Here is a 19,122-nt window from a genome sequence, read left to right on the forward strand (position 1 = left end):
TTTTTTTGGCCGTCAACCGCCTTAATAGGAGAATAATGATGAAGATCGTTGAGGTGAAACACCCGCTGGTTAAACACAAGCTTGGCCTGATGCGCGAACATGATATCAGCACCAAACGCTTTCGTGAGCTGGCTTCTGAAGTGGGTAGTTTGCTGACCTATGAAGCGACCGCCGATCTGGCGACGGAAAAAGTCACCATCGAAGGTTGGTGTGGGCCGGTTGAAGTCGATCAGATCAAAGGGAAAAAAATTACCGTCGTACCGATCCTGCGTGCCGGTCTGGGTATGATGGAAGGGGTGCTGGAGCACGTACCGAGCGCGCGTATCAGCGTGGTTGGGGTTTATCGTGATGAAGAAACCCTGGAGCCGGTGCCTTATTTCCAGAAACTGGTTTCCAACATCTCAGAGCGTTTGGCGCTGGTGGTTGACCCGATGCTGGCGACCGGTGGTTCGATGATTGCTACCATCGATCTGCTGAAGAAGGCTGGCTGTACCAGCATCAAGGTGCTGGTGCTGGTGGCCGCACCAGAAGGGATCAAAGCGCTGGAAAAAGCGCATCCAGACGTTGAGCTGTACACTGCTTCTATCGATCAGTGTCTCAATGAGAAGGGTTACATCGTGCCTGGCCTGGGTGATGCCGGCGATAAGATATTTGGTACAAAATAACGTCGAGCCGACCAGAGAGTCGGCTTTTTTATGCCCTTAGTCTTGCAAGCTACAGCGTTGTTGGCGGGATGTAATCCCCGGTCACTTATTACGTATAAGCTCCCAGGGATTATGAGCCTCAATACTGAGGCTTACCCTGCGGGCCAGAGCAAGCGCTGTGCAAATCAGTCTACGACCGATTTGTCACGCCCTTGCCGCCTAGCGGTAACTTGAAGTCCATTGGGTATAACTTACTGAACTTAAACAACTGATTAATACAATTCAGAGGAAAAAACACACCATGACCCGTCGCGCTATCGGCGTCAGCGAACGCCCGCCGTTACTCCAGACTATTCCGCTCAGTTTCCAGCATCTGTTCGCCATGTTTGGCGCGACCGTTTTGGTGCCGATTTTATTCAAAATCAACCCGGCGACGGTGCTGTTGTTCAACGGCATCGGTACGCTGCTGTATCTGTTTATCTGTAAAGGCAAGATCCCGGCGTATCTGGGCTCCAGCTTTGCGTTTATTTCACCGGTGCTGCTGCTGTTGCCGCTCGGTTATGAAGTGGCGCTCGGCGGTTTTATCATGTGTGGCGTGCTGTTTTGCCTGGTGGCCTTGATTGTGAAGAAGGCCGGAACCGGCTGGCTGGATGTGATCTTCCCGCCCGCGGCGATGGGGGCCATCGTGGCGGTGATCGGTTTGGAACTGGCGGGCGTGGCGGCCAATATGGCCGGGCTGCTGCCTGCCGAAGGGACTTCTGCCGATAGCACCACCATCACGATTTCCCTGGTAACGCTGGGCGTGACCGTGCTCGGTTCGGTGCTGTTCCGCGGCTTCCTGGCGATTATCCCGATCCTGATTGGGGTGCTGGTGGGCTATGCGCTGTCGTTCGTGATGGGCGTGGTGGACCTGACGCCGATCCGTGAAGCACACTGGTTTGCGCTGCCAACCTTCTATACACCGCGCTTTGAGTGGTTCGCCATTTTCACCATTTTGCCTGCGGCGTTGGTCGTGATTGCCGAGCACGTCGGCCACCTGGTGGTGACGGCAAATATCGTCAAAAAAGACCTGCTGCGCGATCCAGGTTTGCATCGTTCGATGTTTGCCAACGGTATTTCAACGGTGATCTCCGGCTTCTTCGGCTCAACGCCGAATACCACCTATGGCGAGAACATCGGCGTGATGGCGATTACCAAGGTTTACAGCACCTGGGTGATCGGCGGTGCGGCGATTCTGGCGATCCTGCTTTCCTGCGTGGGTAAACTGGCGGCGGCGATCCAGGCGGTGCCGGTGCCGGTGATGGGCGGCGTTTCCCTGTTGTTGTACGGTGTGATTGGCGCTTCGGGTATCCGGGTGCTGATTGAATCCAAGGTGGATTACAACAAAGCCCAGAACCTGATCCTGACCTCGGTGATCCTGATTATCGGCGTCAGCGGTGCCAAAGTGCATATTGGCGCAGCGGAGCTGAAAGGCATGGCGCTGGCGACCATCGTCGGCATCGGCCTGAGCCTGCTGTTTAAGGTGATCAGCCTGTATCGCCGTGAAGAGGAAGTGATCGACGTGCCGGAAGAGCGGCGCGATCACAAGTAACCTTGCATTGTAAGCCGAGCAGGGCGGAGAGTTTTCCGCCCTGTTGGCGTTTAGGGGCTAACCGGTTTGCCTGCCGGATCGTTGGCACCGTCCGTTTCCTGCGGCTGCTCGTCCATGCTGTTGTTGTTCTCTTCCGTGGCGGCGCCATTTTTCATCGGCTCTGCGCTGGTTTTGTCTGGCGTGGCACTGGCTTTGGTGGCCTCATCGCAACCGGCTGCCAGCAAGCCAATCATCGAAGCCAGCAGTACTTTGTTCCATGATTTCATCGTTTATTATCCTTGCCATAATCTGTGGGACACAGTCTATACCCAAAATAATTCGAGTTGCTTGTAGGCGGCAACGGAGTGACAAATCGGTCTTTGACCGATTTGAACAGCGCTTGCGCTGGCCCGTAGGGTGAGCCTCGAAGAGGCTCATAAGCCCCAGGAGCTTACTCAGGTAAGTGACTGGGGTGAACGAAGGCAGCCAACACCCAAGCAACTTGAAGTATGAAGGGTATAAAGTGGCGCAGCCAAGTGCTTTCGGTATAGCAGCGATGCAGCATGAATGCCATCTTTGCTCACTATTGCAACATAAAAACCTGCCGGTTCAACAGTTCGCGCTTTCTGTGATAGACTGACTCTGTTTTCCTGCCAGTTTTGGTTGAGGTGCTTTTCTGAATACGCCGGCACAGCTTTCACTGCCACTTTATCTTCCCGATGATGAAACTTTTGCCAGTTTTTATCCGGGCGAGAACCCATCCCTGTTAGCCGCAATCCAGTCTGCCATCCGTCAGGAACACGGTAGTTACATCTATTTCTGGTCACGCGAGGGCGGCGGGCGCAGCCATTTGCTGCATGCGGCCTGTGCCGAACTGTCGAAGCAGGGGGAGGCCGTCGGCTATGTGCCGCTGGACAAGCGCACTTATTTCGTGCCGGAAGTGCTGGATGGCATGGAACAGCTGGCCCTGGTGTGCATCGACAACATTGAATGCATTGCCGGTGACGAAGAGTGGGAAATGGCGATGTTCAATCTCTATAACCGCATTCAGGAAACCGGGCGTACGCGCTTGTTTATCACCGGCGATCGTCCGCCGCGTCAGTTGAATCTGCATTTGCCGGATCTGGCTTCCCGTCTGGATTGGGGGCAGATCTACAAGCTGCAGCCGCTTTCCGATGAAGAGAAATTGCTGGCACTGCAACTGCGCGCCAAGCTGCGTGGCTTTGAACTGCCGGAAGACGTGGGCCGTTTCCTGCTCAAGCGCCTGGATCGTGAAATGCGCACGCTGTTCATGACGTTAGATCAGCTCGATCGCGCGTCGATCACTGCGCAACGCAAGCTGACCATTCCGTTTGTGAAGGATATTCTGGGGTTGTAAGGGCCCTGGGTGCAGAGCCCGGGGGATCAGAGGATTTCCAGCACCTGCTCCGGTGGCCGGCCAATGCGCGCTCGGCTGCCTTTTACTACGATCGGCCGTTCGATCAGTTTCGGGTTGGCCACCATTGCTTGCAGCAGTTGCTCTTCGCACAGGTTTTCATTCGCCAGCTTCAATTCTTTGTAAATCTCTTCTTTCTGCCGCATCAGTTCACGTGCTGAATGGAAACCCAGTTCTTTCAGCAGTTTTTTCAGTTCATCTACCGACGGCGGCGTTTCCAGATATAGCACTACCTTTGGGGTAATGCCCTGCTGTTCCAGCAGTGCCAGGGTTTCACGGCTCTTCGAGCAACGTGGGTTGTGGTAAATAGTGACGTTTTTCATGGCAATCTTTCCTTGGTCAAATTAGCCGCGCTGGAATTTGCTGAAGCTCTTCTGTAGCTGGCGCAGTTGATCGATACGCGCGTCATAACGGGCCTGTTTCAGGCTGCCGAGTTTTTGCAAGGAACTGGCATTGCTCAGCAAACCAATCGCCTGATCGAGGCGGCCAGCGAGCGCCAGGCTCTCTGCACGCGCTGAAAGCTCTTCATCGCGTAACCCTTGAGCGGCGCTGGCTTGCGCCAGTAAATCCCAACCGTTTGGATCGTCCGGGTGGGTAAAGGTGTAACGGTTAAGAATTTTTGAGGCCTGCGCTGGCTGGTTACCCTCCACGAAGGCGTTGGCCAGGTTGAGCAGCAGCACCGGATTCTTGCTTTGTTCCGCATTCGCGGCCTGCAGGCGCGCAATCGCCTGTGGCGCTTTTTGCTGGGCCAGATCGATATCGGTCATCAGATCCAGCAGCCAGACGTTTTTTGCATCCTGCGCCAGCAACGGCTGGATGATATTACGGGCTTCATCGTACTTTTTTGCTTCGTAGAACAGGATCGCCCGGCCATATTTTGCCGCCATTTGTTCCCGTACGTTACCTTTGCTGTAGTTATTCAGAATCTCTTCGGTCAGGCCATAACCTTCTGAACTGTACATACCCAAGGTGCGCACTCTGGCTAACAGGTACTCCTGGCTGGATTGAACCAAATGACGTGGCATCTGGTTGGCACGGTTACGTGCGTCGGAGAGCCTGCTGTCTGGCAGCGGGTGGGTCAGCAGCATTTCCGGCGGTTTGGAGGCATAGCGCGACTGATCGGCTAATTTTTGCATAAAATCCGGCATGGCTTCCGGATCAAAGCCAGAACGTTGTAACACCTGAATGCCGATGCGATCGGCTTCCTGTTCATTCGCCTGAGTGAAGCTGATCATCCCTTGCTGTGCACCGGCCAGCGTGCCGCTCAGCGCTGCCATTCCCATGGTCGGGTTAGCCATTGCAAGCAGGACAGAACCTAAAGCCCCCACCCAGGTGAGCGGAGCATTGCGCTGTTGATCTTCCATGGCGCGGGCCAGATGGCGCTGGGTAACGTGAGAGATTTCGTGCGCCAGCACCGAAGCCAACTGGCTTTCGTTGTCGGTTTCACGGAACAGCGCCGAGTGCAGCACCACGTTACCACCGAAGAAGGCGAAGGCATTTATCTCATCGTTACGCACCAGAAAGAAGTGGAACGGCGTTTTTACCGAATAGGCGTTGGCGACCAGCCGGTTACCCAACTGGTTGATGTACTGGGTTAATAACGGATCGTTAATCAGCGGGGCGCTGGCGCGCAGCTGTCGCACGTAAAAGTCCCCCATCAACAGTTCCTGGCCGATACTCAAGGTGCCGCCTGCGCTGGTCCCCATGTCTGGCAGTTGGTCCTGCGTGTCCGCATTTACCGGCACCGGCGCAGAGGCGCAAAGTGTGCCGAACAACAGTACTGCTAACGCTGTTTTGGTCAACCGGGTGGTCATAGTCAGGCGTTTCCCTTAAATCAAAGTCATCAACTATACCCTAAATAATTCGAGTAGCAGGAAAGCGACAAGCGCGTAGTCAATACACCTGCTACTTGAAGTATGACGGGTATTAAGACGTCAGCATCACGTAAGAGTTCTTCTTGCATGCCAGACTCTCCAGTACAATCAGCATAAAGGTCTGTTGGCTCACAAAAAAATAACCGTTTGCGAACCGGGCGTCTGAAACGCTGCCCCCCTCTCATCATAGTCAGCCAGCGCCTGCAATGAAACGTTTGCCCGACGATAATCGGGCTGAAATTGTGTTAAAACAAGTCATAATACGATGCCTGCTGGGCCGCACAGGGAAAGGCGGAAGCACACTCTCATTGATGGAATTAAGGAGTAATCTCTGATGTTGGAGATGTTATTACAGTGGTACCGCCGTCGTTTTACCGATCCGCAAGCCATCGCGCTGCTGGTGATCCTGGTTGGTGGGTTCTGCATTCTCTATTTTCTGCACGGTATTTTAGCCCCGCTTTTGGTGGCAATTGTCCTGGCTTATTTACTGGAGTGGCCGACCGCACGCCTGCAACGCCTGGGCTGGTCACGCAACTGGGCGGCGAGCATGGTGCTGATTGTGTTTGCTGGCATTACGTTGCTGCTGGTCTTGGTCGTTGCCCCAACGGCCTGGAAGCAGGGCATCAACCTGATGACCGATTTACCGGGCATGCTCAACCAGTTTTATAACTATGCGGCCACCTTGCCGAAGCGTTATCCGGCGTTGGTGGATGTCGGGATCATCGACATGATGGCAGAAAACCTGCGCAGCCGGCTGTCTGGCATGGGGGAGTCGGTGGTCAAGTTTTCTCTGGCCTCGCTGGTCGGGCTGTTGACGCTGGCGATTTACCTGATTCTGGTGCCGCTGATGGTGTTTTTCCTGCTGAAAGATAAAGAGCAGATGATCAACGCGGTGCGCCGGGTGTTGCCGCGCGATCGCGGGTTGGCCGGGCAGGTGTGGAAAGAGATGAACCAGCAGATCACCAATTATATCCGTGGCAAAGTGCTGGAGATGGTGATCGTTGGCGTAACCACCTATCTGGTGTTCTTCATTCTGGATATGCGCTACTCGCTGCTGTTGGCGGTGCTGGTCGGCTTCTCGGTGTTGATCCCTTATATTGGCGCAGTGCTGGTGACGATCCCGGTCGTGGTGGTGGCGATGTTCCAGTGGGGCATCGGTGCCGATTTCTGGACTCTGGTTATCGCTTATCTGGTGGTTCAGGCGCTGGACGGCAACCTGCTGGTGCCGATTCTATTCTCTGAGGCGGTCAACCTGCACCCGCTGGTGATTATTCTCTCGGTGATCATCTTTGGCGGCCTGTGGGGCTTTTGGGGCGTGTTCTTTGCCATTCCGCTGGCGACGCTGGTGAAAGCGGTGATTCGTGCCTGGCCGGATGACATGCTGGTGGATGCGGGGAAAGAAGTGCAGTAAGGCCAGAAAAACAAAGCGCAGCGGGGAGCTGCGCTTAGGTGTTAATCTGTGATTACTGCTTCAGGTAATTCAAAACGATGTCGTGATGATTGGTGGTTTTGAAATCATCAAACACTTTTTCAACCTTGCCGTTGGCATCGATCAGGAAGCTGATGCGGTGGATGCCGTCATAGGTTTTCCCCATGAAGGTTTTTTCACCCCAGACGCCAAACTGCTGTGCTACCTCATGATTCTCGTCAGATAACAACGTGAAGTTGAGCAGCTCTTTCTCGGCAAAACGTGACAGTTTCTCCGGTTTATCGGTGCTGATGCCCAGCACTTCGACACCGGCTTTTTTCAATTCATCCATATTATCCCGCAGGCCACAGGCTTGCACAGTACAGCCTGGTGTCATGGCTTTAGGATAAAAGTAAACAAGAACTCGCTGTCCCTGGAAGTCGGCCAAATGAATTTCCTCGCCATCCTGGTCGAGTAAACTAAATTTTGGCGCTGTATCACCGGCTTTCAATGGGCTCATCACTACTCTCCATCTTTCTCATCATGCTGTGGATAGTTCACAACGCTAATACTGCCTTGCGCATTCAATTCTGTACATAGGCGATGAAAGGCTTGTTCGATATTTGAGGCATCCTGGCTGCCGGGGCTGTGGGCAGTGATCTGGATATATAGCTGGGGCGGCAGATCGCCCTCTGCGGGTTGAGTACGTGACACCAGCTCGGCGATGTTCATCTGGCTGGCGTCAAACAGAGCGGTAAAACGTTCAATGATGTGCGGGGAGTCCTTCACCTCCACCTGCACCCACACCGCGGCCGGCATCGGGGGCCTTTCGTGCGAGTTTGTGCGTTTCATCACAATCAGCAAATCCAGCTCCGCACCTTTTTGCGGCAAAGTAGATTCGATCAGGGTAATCGCGTTCCAACTGCCGGAAAGCAACATGATGAAGGTAAATTCTTCACCCAATATGGCCAGACGGCTATCTTCGATATTGCACCCGCAACTGCTGACGTGGCGGGTGATGGTGTTGACGATCCCGGGGCGATCGGCGCCCAGTGCGGTAATCACGAGATAGTGTTCATCTGGCTTAGGCAAAATGGAGCTTCCTGTCATGCTCAATGGGTTTACCATGGTAAACATAAAAAAAACCGCCTGCCAAGCGCTTACAACACGTTGTTTGCTTGCTTTTGGATAGGTGTCAAAAGTACCATGAGTCACTTGTTTGTGGAGGGGATGGCCAATGTTTACGGGAAGTATTGTTGCACTGGTAACGCCGATGGACGCCAAAGGCGCTGTTGATCGTGCGAGCCTAAAAAAACTGATTGATTATCATGTAGCCAGTGGGACTGCGGCGATTGTTTCCGTTGGGACCACCGGTGAGTCCGCCACGTTGGCTCACGATGAGCACGTTGACGTGGTGCTGCAGACGCTGGAGCTGGCCGCAGGCCGCATTCCGGTGATTGCCGGAACCGGCGCGAACTCAACCAGCGAAGCGATCTCGCTCACGCGGCATTTCAGCAATACCGGTGTCGTTGGCTGTCTGTCGGTCACGCCTTACTATAACCGGCCAACGCAGGAAGGGCTGTATCAGCACTTTAAAGCGATTGCCGAAAGCACCGACCTGCCACAGATCCTGTATAACGTGCCTTCACGCACCGGTTGTGACATGCTGCCGCCGACGATCGCGCGTTTAGCCAAAATTAAGAATATTGTTGCCGTTAAAGAGGCAACAGGGAACTTAAGTCGTGTAAGTCAGATCCAAGTGCTGGTTGATGATGAAAACTTCACTCTGCTGAGCGGCGATGACGCCAGCGGCCTGGATTTCATGCAACTGGGTGGCAAAGGGGTGATTTCCGTAACGGCCAACGTGGCTGCGCGTGAAATGGTAGAACTTTGCCGTCTTGCGGCCCAAGGCAACTTTGCCGAAGCTCGCCGCTTGAATCAGCGCTTGATGCCGTTGCATCAGGATTTATTTGTAGAACCCAACCCAATTCCGGTGAAATGGGCCTGTAGGGCATTGGGATTGATGGCAACCGATACGATGCGTCTGCCTATGACGCCGTTAACCGACGCTGCCCGCCCTGTGGTGGAGCGTGCGTTGAAAAGCGCCGGTTTGCTGTAACTCTTAGGGAGATTTGATGGCTTATTCATTGCAAAAGTCGACGGTAGCAACAGTCGTGGGGTTAGCGCTGGTCATGGCGCTGTCGGCATGTTCTTCCGATCAACGTTACAAACGCCAGGTGAGCGGCGATGAGTCCTATCTCGACGCTGCACCACTCAAGCCGCTGAGCGCGCCTGCGGGTATCACTCTGCCAGCGTCAGCCGGTAATTTTGATGTTGCGGCCAGTACGCAAAAAGGCCCTGTCGGCAAGCAACTGGATATCCGGCCTCCGTCACAGCCATTGGCCCTGCTGAGCGGCTCCCGTAGCCAGAACAGCGGGAACAGCGGCACATTGCTGCTGGAAAACAGCCCACAGAACCAGAACCTGTGGCCACGCATCGTCAGCCTGCTGCAGGCGAAAAACATGCCAATCGCTTCTCAGGAGGAAGCCAGCCAGACTCTGACCACCGACTGGGTGAAGTGGAACCGTCTGGATGAAGACAACCAGTACGAAGGCCGTTACCAGGTCAGCCTGCAGAAGCAGGGTTACCAGCAGGCGCTGGTGGTGAAAACGCTAGGGTTGCGCCAACAGGGTAAAACCGATGAGGTGACCGATCCTTCCGAGATTCAGCGCTATAACAGCATGATGATGAACACCATCGCCGAAGGCCTGGATAAGCAGGATAACCTGACGAGCAACCGTGCGGCCAGCCGTACCGGCGCGCTGGACGTGCAGAGTGGCGCGGACGATGTGGGGTTACCGGTGCTGATCGTACGTGCGCCGTACGCCACCGTGTGGGATCGCTTACCTGCGGCCTTGGCAAAACTGGGGATGAAAGTGGGCGACCGCAGCCGTCCGCAGGGCACCGTTGCCGTGACCTACAAATCCTTGAGCAGCAGCGATTGGAGTGCGTTAGGGGTGAAAGATCCTGAGCTGAATTCAGGGGATTACAAACTGCAGGTCGGTGATTTGAACAACCGTACCAGCCTGCAATTTATCGATTCCAAAGGGAAACCGTTGTCTCAGGCGCAGAATGATGCCCTGGTGGCCGCGTTCCAGGCCGCTTTCAGCCAAACCAGCGTTAAATAATCACGAAAGGGGCTACGGCCCCTTTTTGTTTTTGCAGAAACGGTATCGTTTGCGTCCGGGGTTTGGCACAATAGTTACCAGCAAATCAACGAATTTATTAGGTCAATTCTATACCCGGTAGGTTGTCGGCAGCCGGAAGGTATAACCTCATTGGAGTAAGTAAGATGCAAAAGCTAGCTGAGTTGTATCGCGGAAAGGCGAAAACCGTCTACACCACCGAAAATCCAGATCTGCTGGTGTTGGAATTCCGTAACGATACGTCAGCACTGGATGGTCAGCGCATTGAGCAGTTCGATCGCAAAGGGATGGTGAACAACAAATTCAACCATTTCATCATGAGCAAACTGGAAGAAGCCGGTATCCCAACGCAGATGGAACGCCTGCTGTCAGACACCGAAGTGCTGGTGAAGAAGCTGGATATGGTGCCGGTTGAATGTGTGATCCGCAACCGCGCCGCCGGATCTTTGGTGAAACGCTTAGGGATTGAAGAAGGTTTGCCGCTGAATCCACCGCTGTTTGATCTGTTCCTGAAGAACGATGCAATGCACGATCCGATGGTCAACGAATCCTACTGCGAAACCTTCGGTTGGGTGAGCAAAGCGCATCTGGCACGCATGCGCGAGCTGAGCTATAAGGCCAATGAGGTGCTGAGCAAACTGTTTGATGACGCCGGTTTGATCCTGGTGGACTTCAAGCTGGAGTTCGGGCTGTTTAAGGGGGAAGTGGTGCTGGGGGATGAATTCTCGCCAGACGGTAGCCGCCTGTGGGACAAGAATACCCTGGATAAAATGGACAAAGATCGTTTCCGTCAGAGCCTGGGTGGCCTGATCGAAGCCTATGAAGAAGTTGCCCACCGCATCGGTGTGAAGCTCGACTAAGCACATTCCCGCCATATTGTTCAACACGGGGCATTTCTGCGGAATGCCCCGTTCTATTTTGCTTTCCAGAAAATTACTGCATTCCCCATGCCGCTAACCCTTTATAATCATCTCTATACCCACGGGGATTCACTATTTATTCTGGAGTTTAACTATGCGTTGGCAAGGGCGTCGGGAAAGTGACAATGTTGAAGATCGTCGTGGGCAATCTTCCGGCCTGGGCGGCGGCGGTTTTCGCCCGCCGATTGGCGGCAAGGGCGGCCTGATCATTCTGGTGGTGGTGCTGGTTGCCGGTTACTACGGTGTGGATCTGACGCCGTTGCTCAATGGCGGCGAGATAGCGCCGCAAACGCAGCAGCAAAGCGCCAGAATCAGCCCGAAAGACGATGAGTTGGCCAAGTTCACCTCGGTGGTGCTGGCTTCCACCGAGGACACCTGGCAGGAAATCTTCCAGCAGACCGGCAAACGCTATCAGGATCCGAAACTGGTGATGTATCGCGGTGCCACGCGTACCGGCTGCGGAACTGGCCAAGCGGTGATGGGGCCGTTCTACTGCCCGGCGGATAGCACCGTATATATCGATTTATCCTTTTATCAGGATATGAAGACCAAGCTGGGCGCTGGCGGTGATTTTGCACAGGCTTATGTCGTGGCCCATGAGATTGGGCACCATGTGCAGAACCTGCTGGGGATCGAGCGGAAAGTTCGCCAGATGCAGCAGGGCGCTAGCCAGGTAGACGTCAACCGCCTTTCGGTGAAAATGGAATTGCAGGCAGACTGCTTTGCTGGCGTCTGGGGGCACTATGCGCAACGGCAGAACATGCTGGAAGCCGGTGATTTGCAGCAGGCGCTGAACGCGGCACAGGCGATTGGTGACGATCGCCTGCAGCAGCAGAGCCAGGGGCGGGTGGTGCCAGACAGCTTTACGCACGGCACTTCGCAGCAGCGTTATACCTGGTTCAAGCAAGGGTTCGACAGCGGCGATCCTAATAAGTGTAATACCTTCGCTTCCCGTTGATTCAATTCTGTGCCGGTGTTTCCACATCGGCGCTTTTCCTGCAAGCGTGGCTTCTGATGTTACAGGCAATGCAACAACTCATGCAGCGGCAAGGTATCCGCCGTTTGCTGGTTCTTAGCGGTGAACCGCAATGGTGCCGTACTCAGGCTCAGCAACTGGCTGCACAACTGCCGGGGGATTGGCCGTGGATCGGCAATGCGGCTCCTGCCGATGATGCCCGGTCTCTAAGCAGCAGTGCGGTGAGAACGCTGCTCGGGCAGGAGCGCCTGCACGCCGTTTTTGATGCCACACAGGGGTTGGACGTAGAAGCCTTGGCCCAGCTCTGCGGCACGCTGCGTGCCGGTAGCTGGTTGCTGCTGCTGGTTCCCGCCTGGCCGCTGTGGGAACAACAGCCGGATAGCGACAGCCTGCGCTGGAGCGACTGCCCGCAGCCGATCGCCACCCCCCATTTCATCGCTCATTTGCAGCAACAGCTTGCGGCAGACAGTGAGGTGACGCTGTGGCGGCAAGGCGAACCTTTGTGTTTGGCCCCATTGCCGGAGCGTGTGGATTGGCAACCGCCGCAGGGGTTACCTAGCGCCGAGCAGCAAGCCATTCTGGCGCGTTTGCTGGTGGCAGAAAGCGGCGTCTGGGTGCTGACCGCGGCGCGTGGCCGCGGCAAATCCACCTTGGCTGGGATGCTGGTGGCTGCCAGCCCGCTGACCTGCTGGATCACCGGGCCAAGCCGAGCGGCAACCGAGGTCGCCAGCGAGTGGGCGGGTGGCAAAGCGCAGTTCTGGGCACCGGACGCACTGCTGCAATATTGTACGGAGCACGGCATTGGTGACGCTGGCTGGCTACTGGTGGATGAGGCGGCGGCAATTCCCGGCCCGTTGTTACAACAGCTGATTAGCCACTTCCCGCGCGTATTACTGACCACCACGGTGCAGGGCTACGAAGGCACAGGGCGCGGATTTTTGCTTAAATTCTGTGCCGCATTACCACAGTGGCAGCCGTTGAGTTTGCAGCAACCCATCCGCTGGGCAGAGGGTGATGCCCTGGAGCGCATCATCGATAACGCCCTGTTGTTTAACGAGGAACCGGCGTGGGCAGTGGCCCGGCAAGATCTGAGTATCAACCCGCTTGAACAAGCTGCGCTGTGTGCCGATCCGCTTCAACTGAGGCGTTTCTACGCATTGCTTTGCAGCGCTCACTACCGCACTTCCCCACTGGATCTGCGCCGCCTGATGGATGCACCGGGTATGCACTTCAGCGCCGCGTCGCTGGCGGATGAGATTGTGGGGGCGCTGTGGCTGGTGGATGAAGGGGGCCTGAGCGCTGCACTGGCGCATGAGGTCTGGGCGGGCCGCAGAAGGCCGCGTGGCAACCTGGTGGCGCAATCTTTGGCGGCACACGGCGGCCAGTGGTGGGCGCCAACGCTGCGTTCGCGTCGCATTTCCCGCATTGCGGTGCTGGCGGAGCTGCGCCAGCAGGGGATCGCCAAGCGGCTCATCGAACAGCAAAAACAGCGCTCACAGGGGCTGGATTTTCTTTCCGTCAGTTTTGGTTATACCGAGCCGCTGTGGCGTTTCTGGCAATCCTGCGGTTTTACCCTGGTGCGTGTTGGCAGTAAACCGGAAGCCAGCAGCGGTTGTTATAGCGCCATGGCGCTGTTGCCTCTGAGTGAGCAGGGGGAGGCGTTGTGCCATGCGGCGCATAAGCGTTTGGCCCGCGACTGGCGTTGGTTACAACAGCGTATCGATCTGCCGCCAGCGTTGGTTGCCGATGATAGCGATCCGCTGTTGAACGAAGAAGATTGGCGTGAGTTGGCTGGCTTTGCCTTTGCCCACCGCCCGCTGGAAGCCAGCCTTGGGGCACTGCAACGCCTGTTGTTGACCACCGCCTGGCCCATGGCCGCCTTGCGCAGCCATTTGCAACAGCAGCAGAGCATGGTGCAATGTGCGGCTGAATACGGTTTGAGTGGCCAGAAAGCGCTGTTACGCCAATGGCGACAAGAGGTAGCGCAGGCGCTTGAGCACTGGGATAGCCAACGTTGCCACCATTGGCAGCGCTGGTCGCGGTCATTGCAATAAATGGAAAGAGTTGTTCAATAAAACCCGATTTTCACGACATCCCAGCGGTGTATACACTAAATAATTCGAGTTGCGTGTAGGCGGCAAGTTCGAGAGTCGCCAGGAGCATAGATAACTATGTGACTGGTGCGAACGGACGCAGCCAACACCCATGCAACTTGAAGTATGACGTGTATATAGTTATCGCAGTTCGGCTTGCTATTTAACCTGAGGAGTCCCCATGAAACATGAACATTTTGTTGTGCAAAGCCCGGCGACACCGGCCGAGCAGTTGATCCTGCTGTTTCATGGCGTGGGCGATAACCCGGTAGCGATGGGTGAGATTGGCAGCTACTTCGCCAAAGACTTCCCGCAGGCGCTGGTGGTAAGCATCGGCGGGCCGTTCGCTTTCGGCCGGGGTAATGGCCGCCAGTGGTTCTCGGTGCAAGGGGTGACGGAAGCTAACCGTGCTGAGCGCATTGCGGAAGTGATGCCAACGTTTGTCGAAACCGTGCGCTACTGGCAGCAGCAAAGCGGTGTGGGCTATGCGGGAACGGCGTTGGTCGGTTTCTCGCAAGGTTCCATCATGGCGCTAGAAGGGTTGAAAGCAGAACCTAAGCTGGCGGGGCGCGTGGTGGCCTTCAGCGGCCGTTTTGCTCACTTGCCGGAGACCGGCTTTGGCGAAAGCGTAGTGCACCTGATCCACGGTGAGGACGATGCCGTTATTGCGGTGGAACATGCGCGTGCGGCGGCGGCACGGTTGCAGGCCGTTGGCTGTGATTTTACGTTGGACGTGGAACAGGGCGTCGGGCATGCCATCAATCAAGGCATGATGAACCTGGCGCTGGAACGTTTGCATTACTATGTCCCACAGCGCTATTGGGAAGAGGCAATGTTTGGTAAACGCGGGGATTTGATCGCGTTTAAATAAACTTCAGGGCGCCAAATAGAACGCCCTGATATTATTTCTTCTTCGGCCAATCCTCTTCATCGTCCCATTTGGCGTTGTTATCGCGATGCGGTGGCAACTCGGGTTTGTTAGCCATAAATTTCTTATGATCCAGGCGGCGTAATTCTTTGATTCCGTTAAGCACTATGCCTACCAGTATCACCAATATTACCCACCAGTAGTCCGCTAACCAATGCATGCTTATGCCTTCCGTTGAATGTGTATAAAACGCGTGAATAGGGCAGGCAAATGACCGGCCAGCCACTGCGCACCGGCTACCTCTTTATCCTGCCAGGCCGCCAGCAGCAGTGCCGGGGTCAATAGCCGTTCGGCCTCCTGCGCCAACGGACGGTAGCTGAGATGCCAGGGTTCTATTGCGACACCGCCTTGATCTTCGGTAAACGGCCGGTAAAAGCCGAAATCGACCATATGCGCAGTCAGCCACTGATTCAGCGGATAGAAATAGCCGCCTTCCTGGTATTCCCAAGGCTCCAACCGCAGTTTTTCCCCGGCTGGCAACAGCGACGGATCGTAAATATCCAGATCGCTGCCCCAGTGATGACGGCTGGCACCGGGTAATGCAGACCAGCGCAGTATGGCTTCACAGCGCTCGGCGGTGGACAGCGGCATGATATCTATCGGCTGGCTGTCTTGATCCAAGACTGGGCGATCGCCGCAAAACTTACCGTTCCAGATCGCCAATTGCCGGTCGAAATCACGGAAGGTGCTGGCCGGTTGCAGATCAAACCCCGCCGCGTTGGCGGCCTGCTGCATGGCGCGGAAAGCCTCAACCGCCGCAGGCTGCAGGCGGTGGTTGCCGCTCAGCACGGCCAAGTGTTCGGTTGAGCGCCCGGTCAGCATTTCTGGCGTGATCATGCGACCAGTTGCTCCATGATACGTTGGTACATGCGGCTCAATAACTGCAAATCGGCGGCATGGACGCATTCGTTAACTTTGTGGATGGTGGCATTCACCGGGCCAAGTTCAACCACCTGAGCCCCCATCTGGGCGATAAAGCGGCCATCAGAGGTGCCACCGGTGGTCAGCAACTGTGGCGTTATTTCAGCGTAGTGCTGCACGGCATTGACCACCGCATCCACCAGCGCGCCGCGCGCGGTGAGGAATGGCTGCCCAGACAGCCACCAGTCGAGGGTGTAATTCAACTGATGGCGATCCAGCAGTTCCTGCACGCGCTGCTTAATCATCGCGTCGGTGAGTTCGGTGCTGAAGCGGAAGTTGAACTGCACGAACAGATCGCCGGGGATCACGTTGTTGCTGCCGGTGCCTGCCTGCACGTTGGCAATCTGCATGCTGGTCGGCGGGAAAAATTCGTTACCTTGATCCCATTCGATCGCCACCAGTTCGTTCAGCGCCGGCATCGCGCGGTGAACCGGGTTATCCGCCAAGTGTGGATAGGCGACATGCCCCTGAATACCGTGGATATGCAGGTTGGCGGTGATCGACCCGCGGCGGCCGTTTTTCACCACGTCACCCACGCGTTCGGTGCTGGAAGGCTCACCCACCAGGCAATAATCCAGGCGCTCGTTGCGGGCCTTCAGAGCTTCTACCACTTTCACGGTGCCATGCGTGGCGCTGGCTTCTTCGTCTGAGGTGATCAGGAACGCCAGGCGGCCCTGATGATTGGGGTGCGCAGCCACAAAGCGTTCTGCGGCCACTACCATTGCCGCCAATGAGCCTTTCATATCCGCCGCGCCGCGCCCATAGAGCATGCCATCGCGGATCGTCGGTTCAAAGGGCGGGATCGTCCAATTTTTCTCATCACCGGTGGGCACCACATCGGTATGGCCAGCAAATGCCAGCGTTGTGCCCTGGCCGCGCCAGGCCCAGAAATTCTGTGTATCACCAAAGTTCATTGGCTCAATGGTGAAACCGGCCGCCTTCAGGCGGGCAATCATGATCTCCTGGCAGCCTTCGTCGTGCGGGCTGAGGGAAGGGCGCTTGATTAACTGTTGCGCCAGTTCAATAACAGGGCAGATCATGATTTAACCTCGGTAAGAAATTGCTGATAACTGTCAATACTGAAACCCAGCAGAGCATGGCCGTTGCCGTCATCCAACAGCGGGCGCTTGATAATGGCGGGTTGTTCCAGCATCAGGGCGATGGCCGCGTCGGCATTGTCGCAGGCGTTACGCTGTGCTTCGTCCAGCTTGCGCCAGGTGGTGCCGCGGGTGTTCAGCAGCGGCTGCCAGCCAAGGCGTTCGACAAAATCCTGCAGTTGCTGTTCATTCAGCCCGTCTGCGCGATAGTCGTGGAATTGGTAAGCCACGCCCTGTTCTTCCAGCCAGCGGCGCGCTTTTTTGATGGTGTCACAATTTTTGATGCCGTACATGGTTAACGTCATGAGGAAAAGCCTTCTCTGCAACAAAACACCGGTAATCACCGATGATAAACCGCTCGTGGCGGAAAATAGAAACCCGCGCCCAGCATGCCGAAAAACGCTGGGGAGTTCCACCGCGAATGGGGGCAATAATGGGGGAGGATGAAAGTTTTCATCTTTTGCGAATGCAACAGCTTAGCGGTTCTCTTGCTCTTCTGACCAGTGTTTCAGTTCCTCGCTGATAAAGTAATTCACCAGTTGCGTATAGAGATTTTCAATCATGTCCGGGCTCAGGCCGCTTTCACGGGCCCATTGCCTTCTGGTTTGGATCATGGCGTCAAAGCGGGCTTTGGCTCGCACGGCGTCGGGGCTGGTTTTGAATTTTGCCGCGGCTTTGACATATGCAAAACGCTGGGCAAGCAGTTTAATGATTTGCTCATCCATCATATCAATTTCAGCACGTATCTCATCGATGCTGGTGCAGGCCTGTGGCGGTAATTTATTGATTGTATTCATCTGTGGTTCTCTCAGTCATGTCCCTTTCAGCGCACATACCCGCCGTTCTGTAAACGTTCAAGCACCGGTCCTTCAGCGTAAACCATACCGGTGGTCAGATCGTGAAAGCCATATTTTTTGTAAAATGTCAGCTTGTCCGGCACCGAGTAGATAAACACTTTACCGAGCGGAGCCAGATCCTGCATCACGCGCGCCATCAACCGCTGGCCATAGCCATGCCCCTGAAAATGCGGGTGGATCGCCACATCCGCCAGATAAGCCACTGAAGTCATATCACTGATAGCATGAGCGGTCGCCATCAGTTCACCATTAACCCACCCGAAGTAACAGAACTGACTATTTTGATAGACCCTCTGCATCACTAACGGATCGCGCTTGCCCAATCCGGCGGCCTCCAGCAATGCTGCCACCTGCTGCCAGTCAATGCCGCAATGGTGGCGGTCAACAACGATCTCCATGGTTTGCTCCTAACTGATGCGATCCAGATCCGCCGCATATTGACGAATTGCGCGTTGATAGTGGCTGATAGCGTTGTGGGAAGAGGTTTCAGCCAGCAGCAGTAACAGATCGGCGACGGCCTGCTTGGTTTCACCCAGGTTATAGAGCGTCATGGCGCGGAACAGGGTGATTTCTTTGGCCTGCGGAAATTCGCTTAACCCACTGTCGAAAGCGGCCAGCGACTTCTGATAATCCCCCAAAGCGCGGTAGGTGCTGCCCAGCCCAAGCCAGGCTTCCTGGCGCTGTTGTGCGGGCAAGGCGTATTGTAACGCGGTGAGATAGCAGGGAATCGCCTGTTGTTCAAAACCCTGCACATCGTAAAGGCAGGCTAACTGGTAATGCAGCATGGCATCCTGGGGGGCCTGTTGCAGCATCTGCAGCACCCGTTCGCAGGCTTCCTGGTAGCGGCCCTGCTTTTTCAGTTGTTCGATCGTGAACGTTGGGGGCATAAGCGTAGCCTTTGCTATGAGGTTTTTTAGCCTTCCGGCACGCTACTACGGAAGAATTGATCGCACAAGGGAATATAAAATTTAACCAGGTTGATGATTAATCTGAAAATGTGCACTCTACCCGGTTTTTCGCGATTGGCACCGTTCCCAAAAGGCTTCACTTGGTCAAAAAACGGGCGTAGAATTTGAAGCGATGTTTAATGGAGGCTGTAAAGTTATTATGGTTGATCGTGAGTTAGGAAACTGGAAAGACTTCATTGACGAGATGTTAGGCAACTAACACCGGCTTGAAGCTTACAACAAGGC

23 protein-coding genes are annotated in these 19,122 nt (G+C 55.3%); 11 read left to right on the top strand and 12 right to left on the bottom strand.

The window, feature by feature from the left end; translation table 11 throughout:
• Positions 1-38: 38 nt before the first annotated feature.
• Together upp and uraA are read left to right on the top strand one after the other, a co-directional pair.
• A complete protein-coding gene (gene upp / locus BMI79_RS14385; protein WP_095996141.1) occupies positions 39-665 on the top strand; it encodes a uracil phosphoribosyltransferase in 627 nt (208 codons plus the stop codon).
• 280 nt (positions 666-945) lie between these two features.
• Positions 946-2,235, top strand: coding sequence for a uracil permease (gene uraA / locus BMI79_RS14390; RefSeq protein ID WP_076942825.1), 1,290 nt, complete (start codon positions 946-948; stop codon positions 2,233-2,235).
• 50 nt (positions 2,236-2,285) lie between these two features.
• Here uraA and BMI79_RS14395 read toward each other — a convergent pair whose 3' ends face one another.
• The gene (locus BMI79_RS14395) at positions 2,286-2,501 is read right to left on the bottom strand and encodes a hypothetical protein (RefSeq protein WP_076942826.1); all 216 of its coding nucleotides are present in this window, start codon (positions 2,499-2,501) and stop codon (positions 2,286-2,288) included.
• Between the two features lie 389 nt (positions 2,502-2,890).
• Between BMI79_RS14395 and hda the strand changes: the two genes are divergently transcribed.
• Positions 2,891-3,592 (top strand): DnaA inactivator Hda, encoded by a 702-nt coding sequence (hda, locus tag BMI79_RS14405; RefSeq protein WP_076942827.1) that lies wholly within the window; start codon positions 2,891-2,893, stop codon positions 3,590-3,592.
• Positions 3,593-3,618: 26 nt separating this feature from the next.
• Here the strand turns inward: hda and arsC are convergent, their stop codons facing one another.
• Together arsC and bepA are read right to left on the bottom strand one after the other, a co-directional pair.
• Complete coding sequence (gene arsC, locus BMI79_RS14410) at positions 3,619-3,972, bottom strand: arsenate reductase (glutaredoxin) (protein ID WP_076942828.1); 354 nt, start codon at positions 3,970-3,972, stop codon at positions 3,619-3,621.
• A 21-nt stretch (positions 3,973-3,993) separates the two neighbouring features.
• Positions 3,994-5,463 carry a beta-barrel assembly-enhancing protease gene (gene bepA / locus BMI79_RS14415; protein WP_076942829.1) on the bottom strand — a complete coding sequence of 490 codons (1,470 nt, stop codon included), beginning with the start codon at positions 5,461-5,463 and terminating at the stop codon, positions 3,994-3,996.
• Between the two features lie 394 nt (positions 5,464-5,857).
• Between bepA and BMI79_RS14420 the strand changes: the two genes are divergently transcribed.
• Positions 5,858-6,934, top strand: a complete 1,077-nt coding sequence (locus tag BMI79_RS14420) for an AI-2E family transporter (protein ID WP_076942830.1) — start codon at positions 5,858-5,860, stop codon at positions 6,932-6,934.
• Positions 6,935-6,986: 52 nt separating this feature from the next.
• On the opposite strand, the gene bcp is transcribed toward BMI79_RS14420, so the two are convergent.
• Positions 6,987-7,451, bottom strand: a complete 465-nt coding sequence (gene bcp / locus BMI79_RS14425) for a thioredoxin-dependent thiol peroxidase (protein ID WP_076942831.1) — start codon at positions 7,449-7,451, stop codon at positions 6,987-6,989.
• Positions 7,452-7,453: 2 nt separating this feature from the next.
• The gene (locus BMI79_RS14430; protein ID WP_208611210.1) at positions 7,454-8,041 is read right to left on the bottom strand and encodes a glycine cleavage system transcriptional repressor; all 588 of its coding nucleotides are present in this window, start codon (positions 8,039-8,041) and stop codon (positions 7,454-7,456) included.
• 127 nt (positions 8,042-8,168) lie between these two features.
• On the opposite strand from BMI79_RS14430, the gene dapA reads away from it, so the two are divergent.
• The 6 genes from dapA to ypfH all read left to right on the top strand — a co-directional run bounded on the left by dapA (position 8,169) and on the right by ypfH (position 14,997).
• Positions 8,169-9,050, top strand: coding sequence for a 4-hydroxy-tetrahydrodipicolinate synthase (gene dapA, locus BMI79_RS14435; protein ID WP_076942832.1), 882 nt, complete (start codon positions 8,169-8,171; stop codon positions 9,048-9,050).
• A gap of 16 nt (positions 9,051-9,066) precedes the next feature.
• A complete protein-coding gene (gene bamC / locus BMI79_RS14440; protein WP_076942833.1) occupies positions 9,067-10,119 on the top strand; it encodes an outer membrane protein assembly factor BamC in 1,053 nt (350 codons plus the stop codon).
• 164 nt (positions 10,120-10,283) lie between these two features.
• On the top strand, positions 10,284-10,997 hold the full coding sequence (purC, locus tag BMI79_RS14445) for a phosphoribosylaminoimidazolesuccinocarboxamide synthase (protein ID WP_076942834.1): 714 nt from the start codon (positions 10,284-10,286) through the stop codon (positions 10,995-10,997).
• Positions 10,998-11,151: 154 nt separating this feature from the next.
• Complete coding sequence (gene ypfJ / locus BMI79_RS14450) at positions 11,152-12,015, top strand: KPN_02809 family neutral zinc metallopeptidase (RefSeq protein ID WP_076942835.1); 864 nt, start codon at positions 11,152-11,154, stop codon at positions 12,013-12,015.
• A 56-nt stretch (positions 12,016-12,071) separates the two neighbouring features.
• On the top strand, positions 12,072-14,087 hold the full coding sequence (locus BMI79_RS14455) for a tRNA(Met) cytidine acetyltransferase TmcA (RefSeq protein ID WP_076942836.1): 2,016 nt from the start codon (positions 12,072-12,074) through the stop codon (positions 14,085-14,087).
• A gap of 220 nt (positions 14,088-14,307) precedes the next feature.
• Positions 14,308-14,997 carry an esterase gene (gene ypfH / locus BMI79_RS14460; protein ID WP_076942837.1) on the top strand — a complete coding sequence of 230 codons (690 nt, stop codon included), beginning with the start codon at positions 14,308-14,310 and terminating at the stop codon, positions 14,995-14,997.
• 31 nt (positions 14,998-15,028) lie between these two features.
• On the opposite strand, the gene BMI79_RS14465 is transcribed toward ypfH, so the two are convergent.
• The 7 genes from BMI79_RS14465 to BMI79_RS14495 form a co-directional block, all read right to left on the bottom strand.
• Positions 15,029-15,214, bottom strand: coding sequence for a YpfN family protein (locus tag BMI79_RS14465; protein ID WP_076942838.1), 186 nt, complete (start codon positions 15,212-15,214; stop codon positions 15,029-15,031).
• 2 nt (positions 15,215-15,216) lie between these two features.
• The gene (locus BMI79_RS14470) at positions 15,217-15,891 is read right to left on the bottom strand and encodes a M15 family metallopeptidase (protein WP_076942839.1); all 675 of its coding nucleotides are present in this window, start codon (positions 15,889-15,891) and stop codon (positions 15,217-15,219) included.
• The gene (gene dapE / locus BMI79_RS14475) at positions 15,888-17,015 is read right to left on the bottom strand and encodes a succinyl-diaminopimelate desuccinylase (RefSeq protein ID WP_076942840.1); all 1,128 of its coding nucleotides are present in this window, start codon (positions 17,013-17,015) and stop codon (positions 15,888-15,890) included. The genes BMI79_RS14470 and dapE overlap by 4 nt, the downstream gene beginning before the upstream one ends.
• The gene (locus BMI79_RS14480) at positions 17,012-17,377 is read right to left on the bottom strand and encodes an ArsC family reductase (protein ID WP_076942841.1); all 366 of its coding nucleotides are present in this window, start codon (positions 17,375-17,377) and stop codon (positions 17,012-17,014) included. The genes dapE and BMI79_RS14480 overlap by 4 nt, the downstream gene beginning before the upstream one ends.
• Before the next feature lie 171 nt (positions 17,378-17,548).
• Positions 17,549-17,869: an isochorismate lyase gene (locus BMI79_RS14485; RefSeq protein WP_076942842.1), complete on the bottom strand. Its 321-nt coding sequence runs from the start codon at positions 17,867-17,869 to the stop codon at positions 17,549-17,551.
• Between the two features lie 26 nt (positions 17,870-17,895).
• A complete protein-coding gene (locus BMI79_RS14490) occupies positions 17,896-18,327 on the bottom strand; it encodes a GNAT family N-acetyltransferase (protein ID WP_076942843.1) in 432 nt (143 codons plus the stop codon).
• Positions 18,328-18,336: 9 nt separating this feature from the next.
• Positions 18,337-18,816 (bottom strand): tetratricopeptide repeat protein, encoded by a 480-nt coding sequence (locus BMI79_RS14495; RefSeq protein WP_076942844.1) that lies wholly within the window; start codon positions 18,814-18,816, stop codon positions 18,337-18,339.
• Between the two features lie 220 nt (positions 18,817-19,036).
• Here BMI79_RS14495 and ypfM point away from each other — a divergent pair, with 220 nt between their 5' ends.
• Entirely contained in the window at positions 19,037-19,096 is a 60-nt protein-coding gene (ypfM, locus tag BMI79_RS23595) for a protein YpfM (protein WP_100396732.1), read from the top strand.
• Positions 19,097-19,122 lie beyond the last annotated feature (26 nt).

It is taken from the genome of Serratia oryzae, assembly GCF_001976145.1.
Taxonomy (GTDB): Bacteria; Pseudomonadota; Gammaproteobacteria; order Enterobacterales; family Enterobacteriaceae; genus Chania; species Chania oryzae.

Coding starts and splice junctions, on each gene's coding strand:
- upp (WP_095996141.1), top strand. CDS start 39: ATGAAGATCGTTGAGGTGAAACACCCGCTGGTTAAACACAAGCTTGGC.
- uraA (WP_076942825.1), top strand. CDS start 946: ATGACCCGTCGCGCTATCGGCGTCAGCGAACGCCCGCCGTTACTCCAG.
- BMI79_RS14395 (WP_076942826.1), bottom strand. CDS start 2,501: ATGAAATCATGGAACAAAGTACTGCTGGCTTCGATGATTGGCTTGCTG.
- arsC (WP_076942828.1), bottom strand. CDS start 3,972: ATGAAAAACGTCACTATTTACCACAACCCACGTTGCTCGAAGAGCCGT.
- bepA (WP_076942829.1), bottom strand. CDS start 5,463: ATGACCACCCGGTTGACCAAAACAGCGTTAGCAGTACTGTTGTTCGGC.
- BMI79_RS14420 (WP_076942830.1), top strand. CDS start 5,858: ATGTTGGAGATGTTATTACAGTGGTACCGCCGTCGTTTTACCGATCCG.
- bcp (WP_076942831.1), bottom strand. CDS start 7,451: ATGAGCCCATTGAAAGCCGGTGATACAGCGCCAAAATTTAGTTTACTC.
- BMI79_RS14430 (WP_208611210.1), bottom strand. CDS start 8,041: ATGACAGGAAGCTCCATTTTGCCTAAGCCAGATGAACACTATCTCGTG.
- dapA (WP_076942832.1), top strand. CDS start 8,169: ATGTTTACGGGAAGTATTGTTGCACTGGTAACGCCGATGGACGCCAAA.
- bamC (WP_076942833.1), top strand. CDS start 9,067: ATGGCTTATTCATTGCAAAAGTCGACGGTAGCAACAGTCGTGGGGTTA.
- purC (WP_076942834.1), top strand. CDS start 10,284: ATGCAAAAGCTAGCTGAGTTGTATCGCGGAAAGGCGAAAACCGTCTAC.
- ypfJ (WP_076942835.1), top strand. CDS start 11,152: ATGCGTTGGCAAGGGCGTCGGGAAAGTGACAATGTTGAAGATCGTCGT.
- BMI79_RS14455 (WP_076942836.1), top strand. CDS start 12,072: ATGTTACAGGCAATGCAACAACTCATGCAGCGGCAAGGTATCCGCCGT.
- ypfH (WP_076942837.1), top strand. CDS start 14,308: ATGAAACATGAACATTTTGTTGTGCAAAGCCCGGCGACACCGGCCGAG.
- BMI79_RS14465 (WP_076942838.1), bottom strand. CDS start 15,214: ATGCATTGGTTAGCGGACTACTGGTGGGTAATATTGGTGATACTGGTA.
- BMI79_RS14470 (WP_076942839.1), bottom strand. CDS start 15,891: ATGATCACGCCAGAAATGCTGACCGGGCGCTCAACCGAACACTTGGCC.
- dapE (WP_076942840.1), bottom strand. CDS start 17,015: ATGATCTGCCCTGTTATTGAACTGGCGCAACAGTTAATCAAGCGCCCT.
- BMI79_RS14480 (WP_076942841.1), bottom strand. CDS start 17,377: ATGACGTTAACCATGTACGGCATCAAAAATTGTGACACCATCAAAAAA.
- BMI79_RS14485 (WP_076942842.1), bottom strand. CDS start 17,869: ATGAATACAATCAATAAATTACCGCCACAGGCCTGCACCAGCATCGAT.
- BMI79_RS14490 (WP_076942843.1), bottom strand. CDS start 18,327: ATGGAGATCGTTGTTGACCGCCACCATTGCGGCATTGACTGGCAGCAG.
- BMI79_RS14495 (WP_076942844.1), bottom strand. CDS start 18,816: ATGCCCCCAACGTTCACGATCGAACAACTGAAAAAGCAGGGCCGCTAC.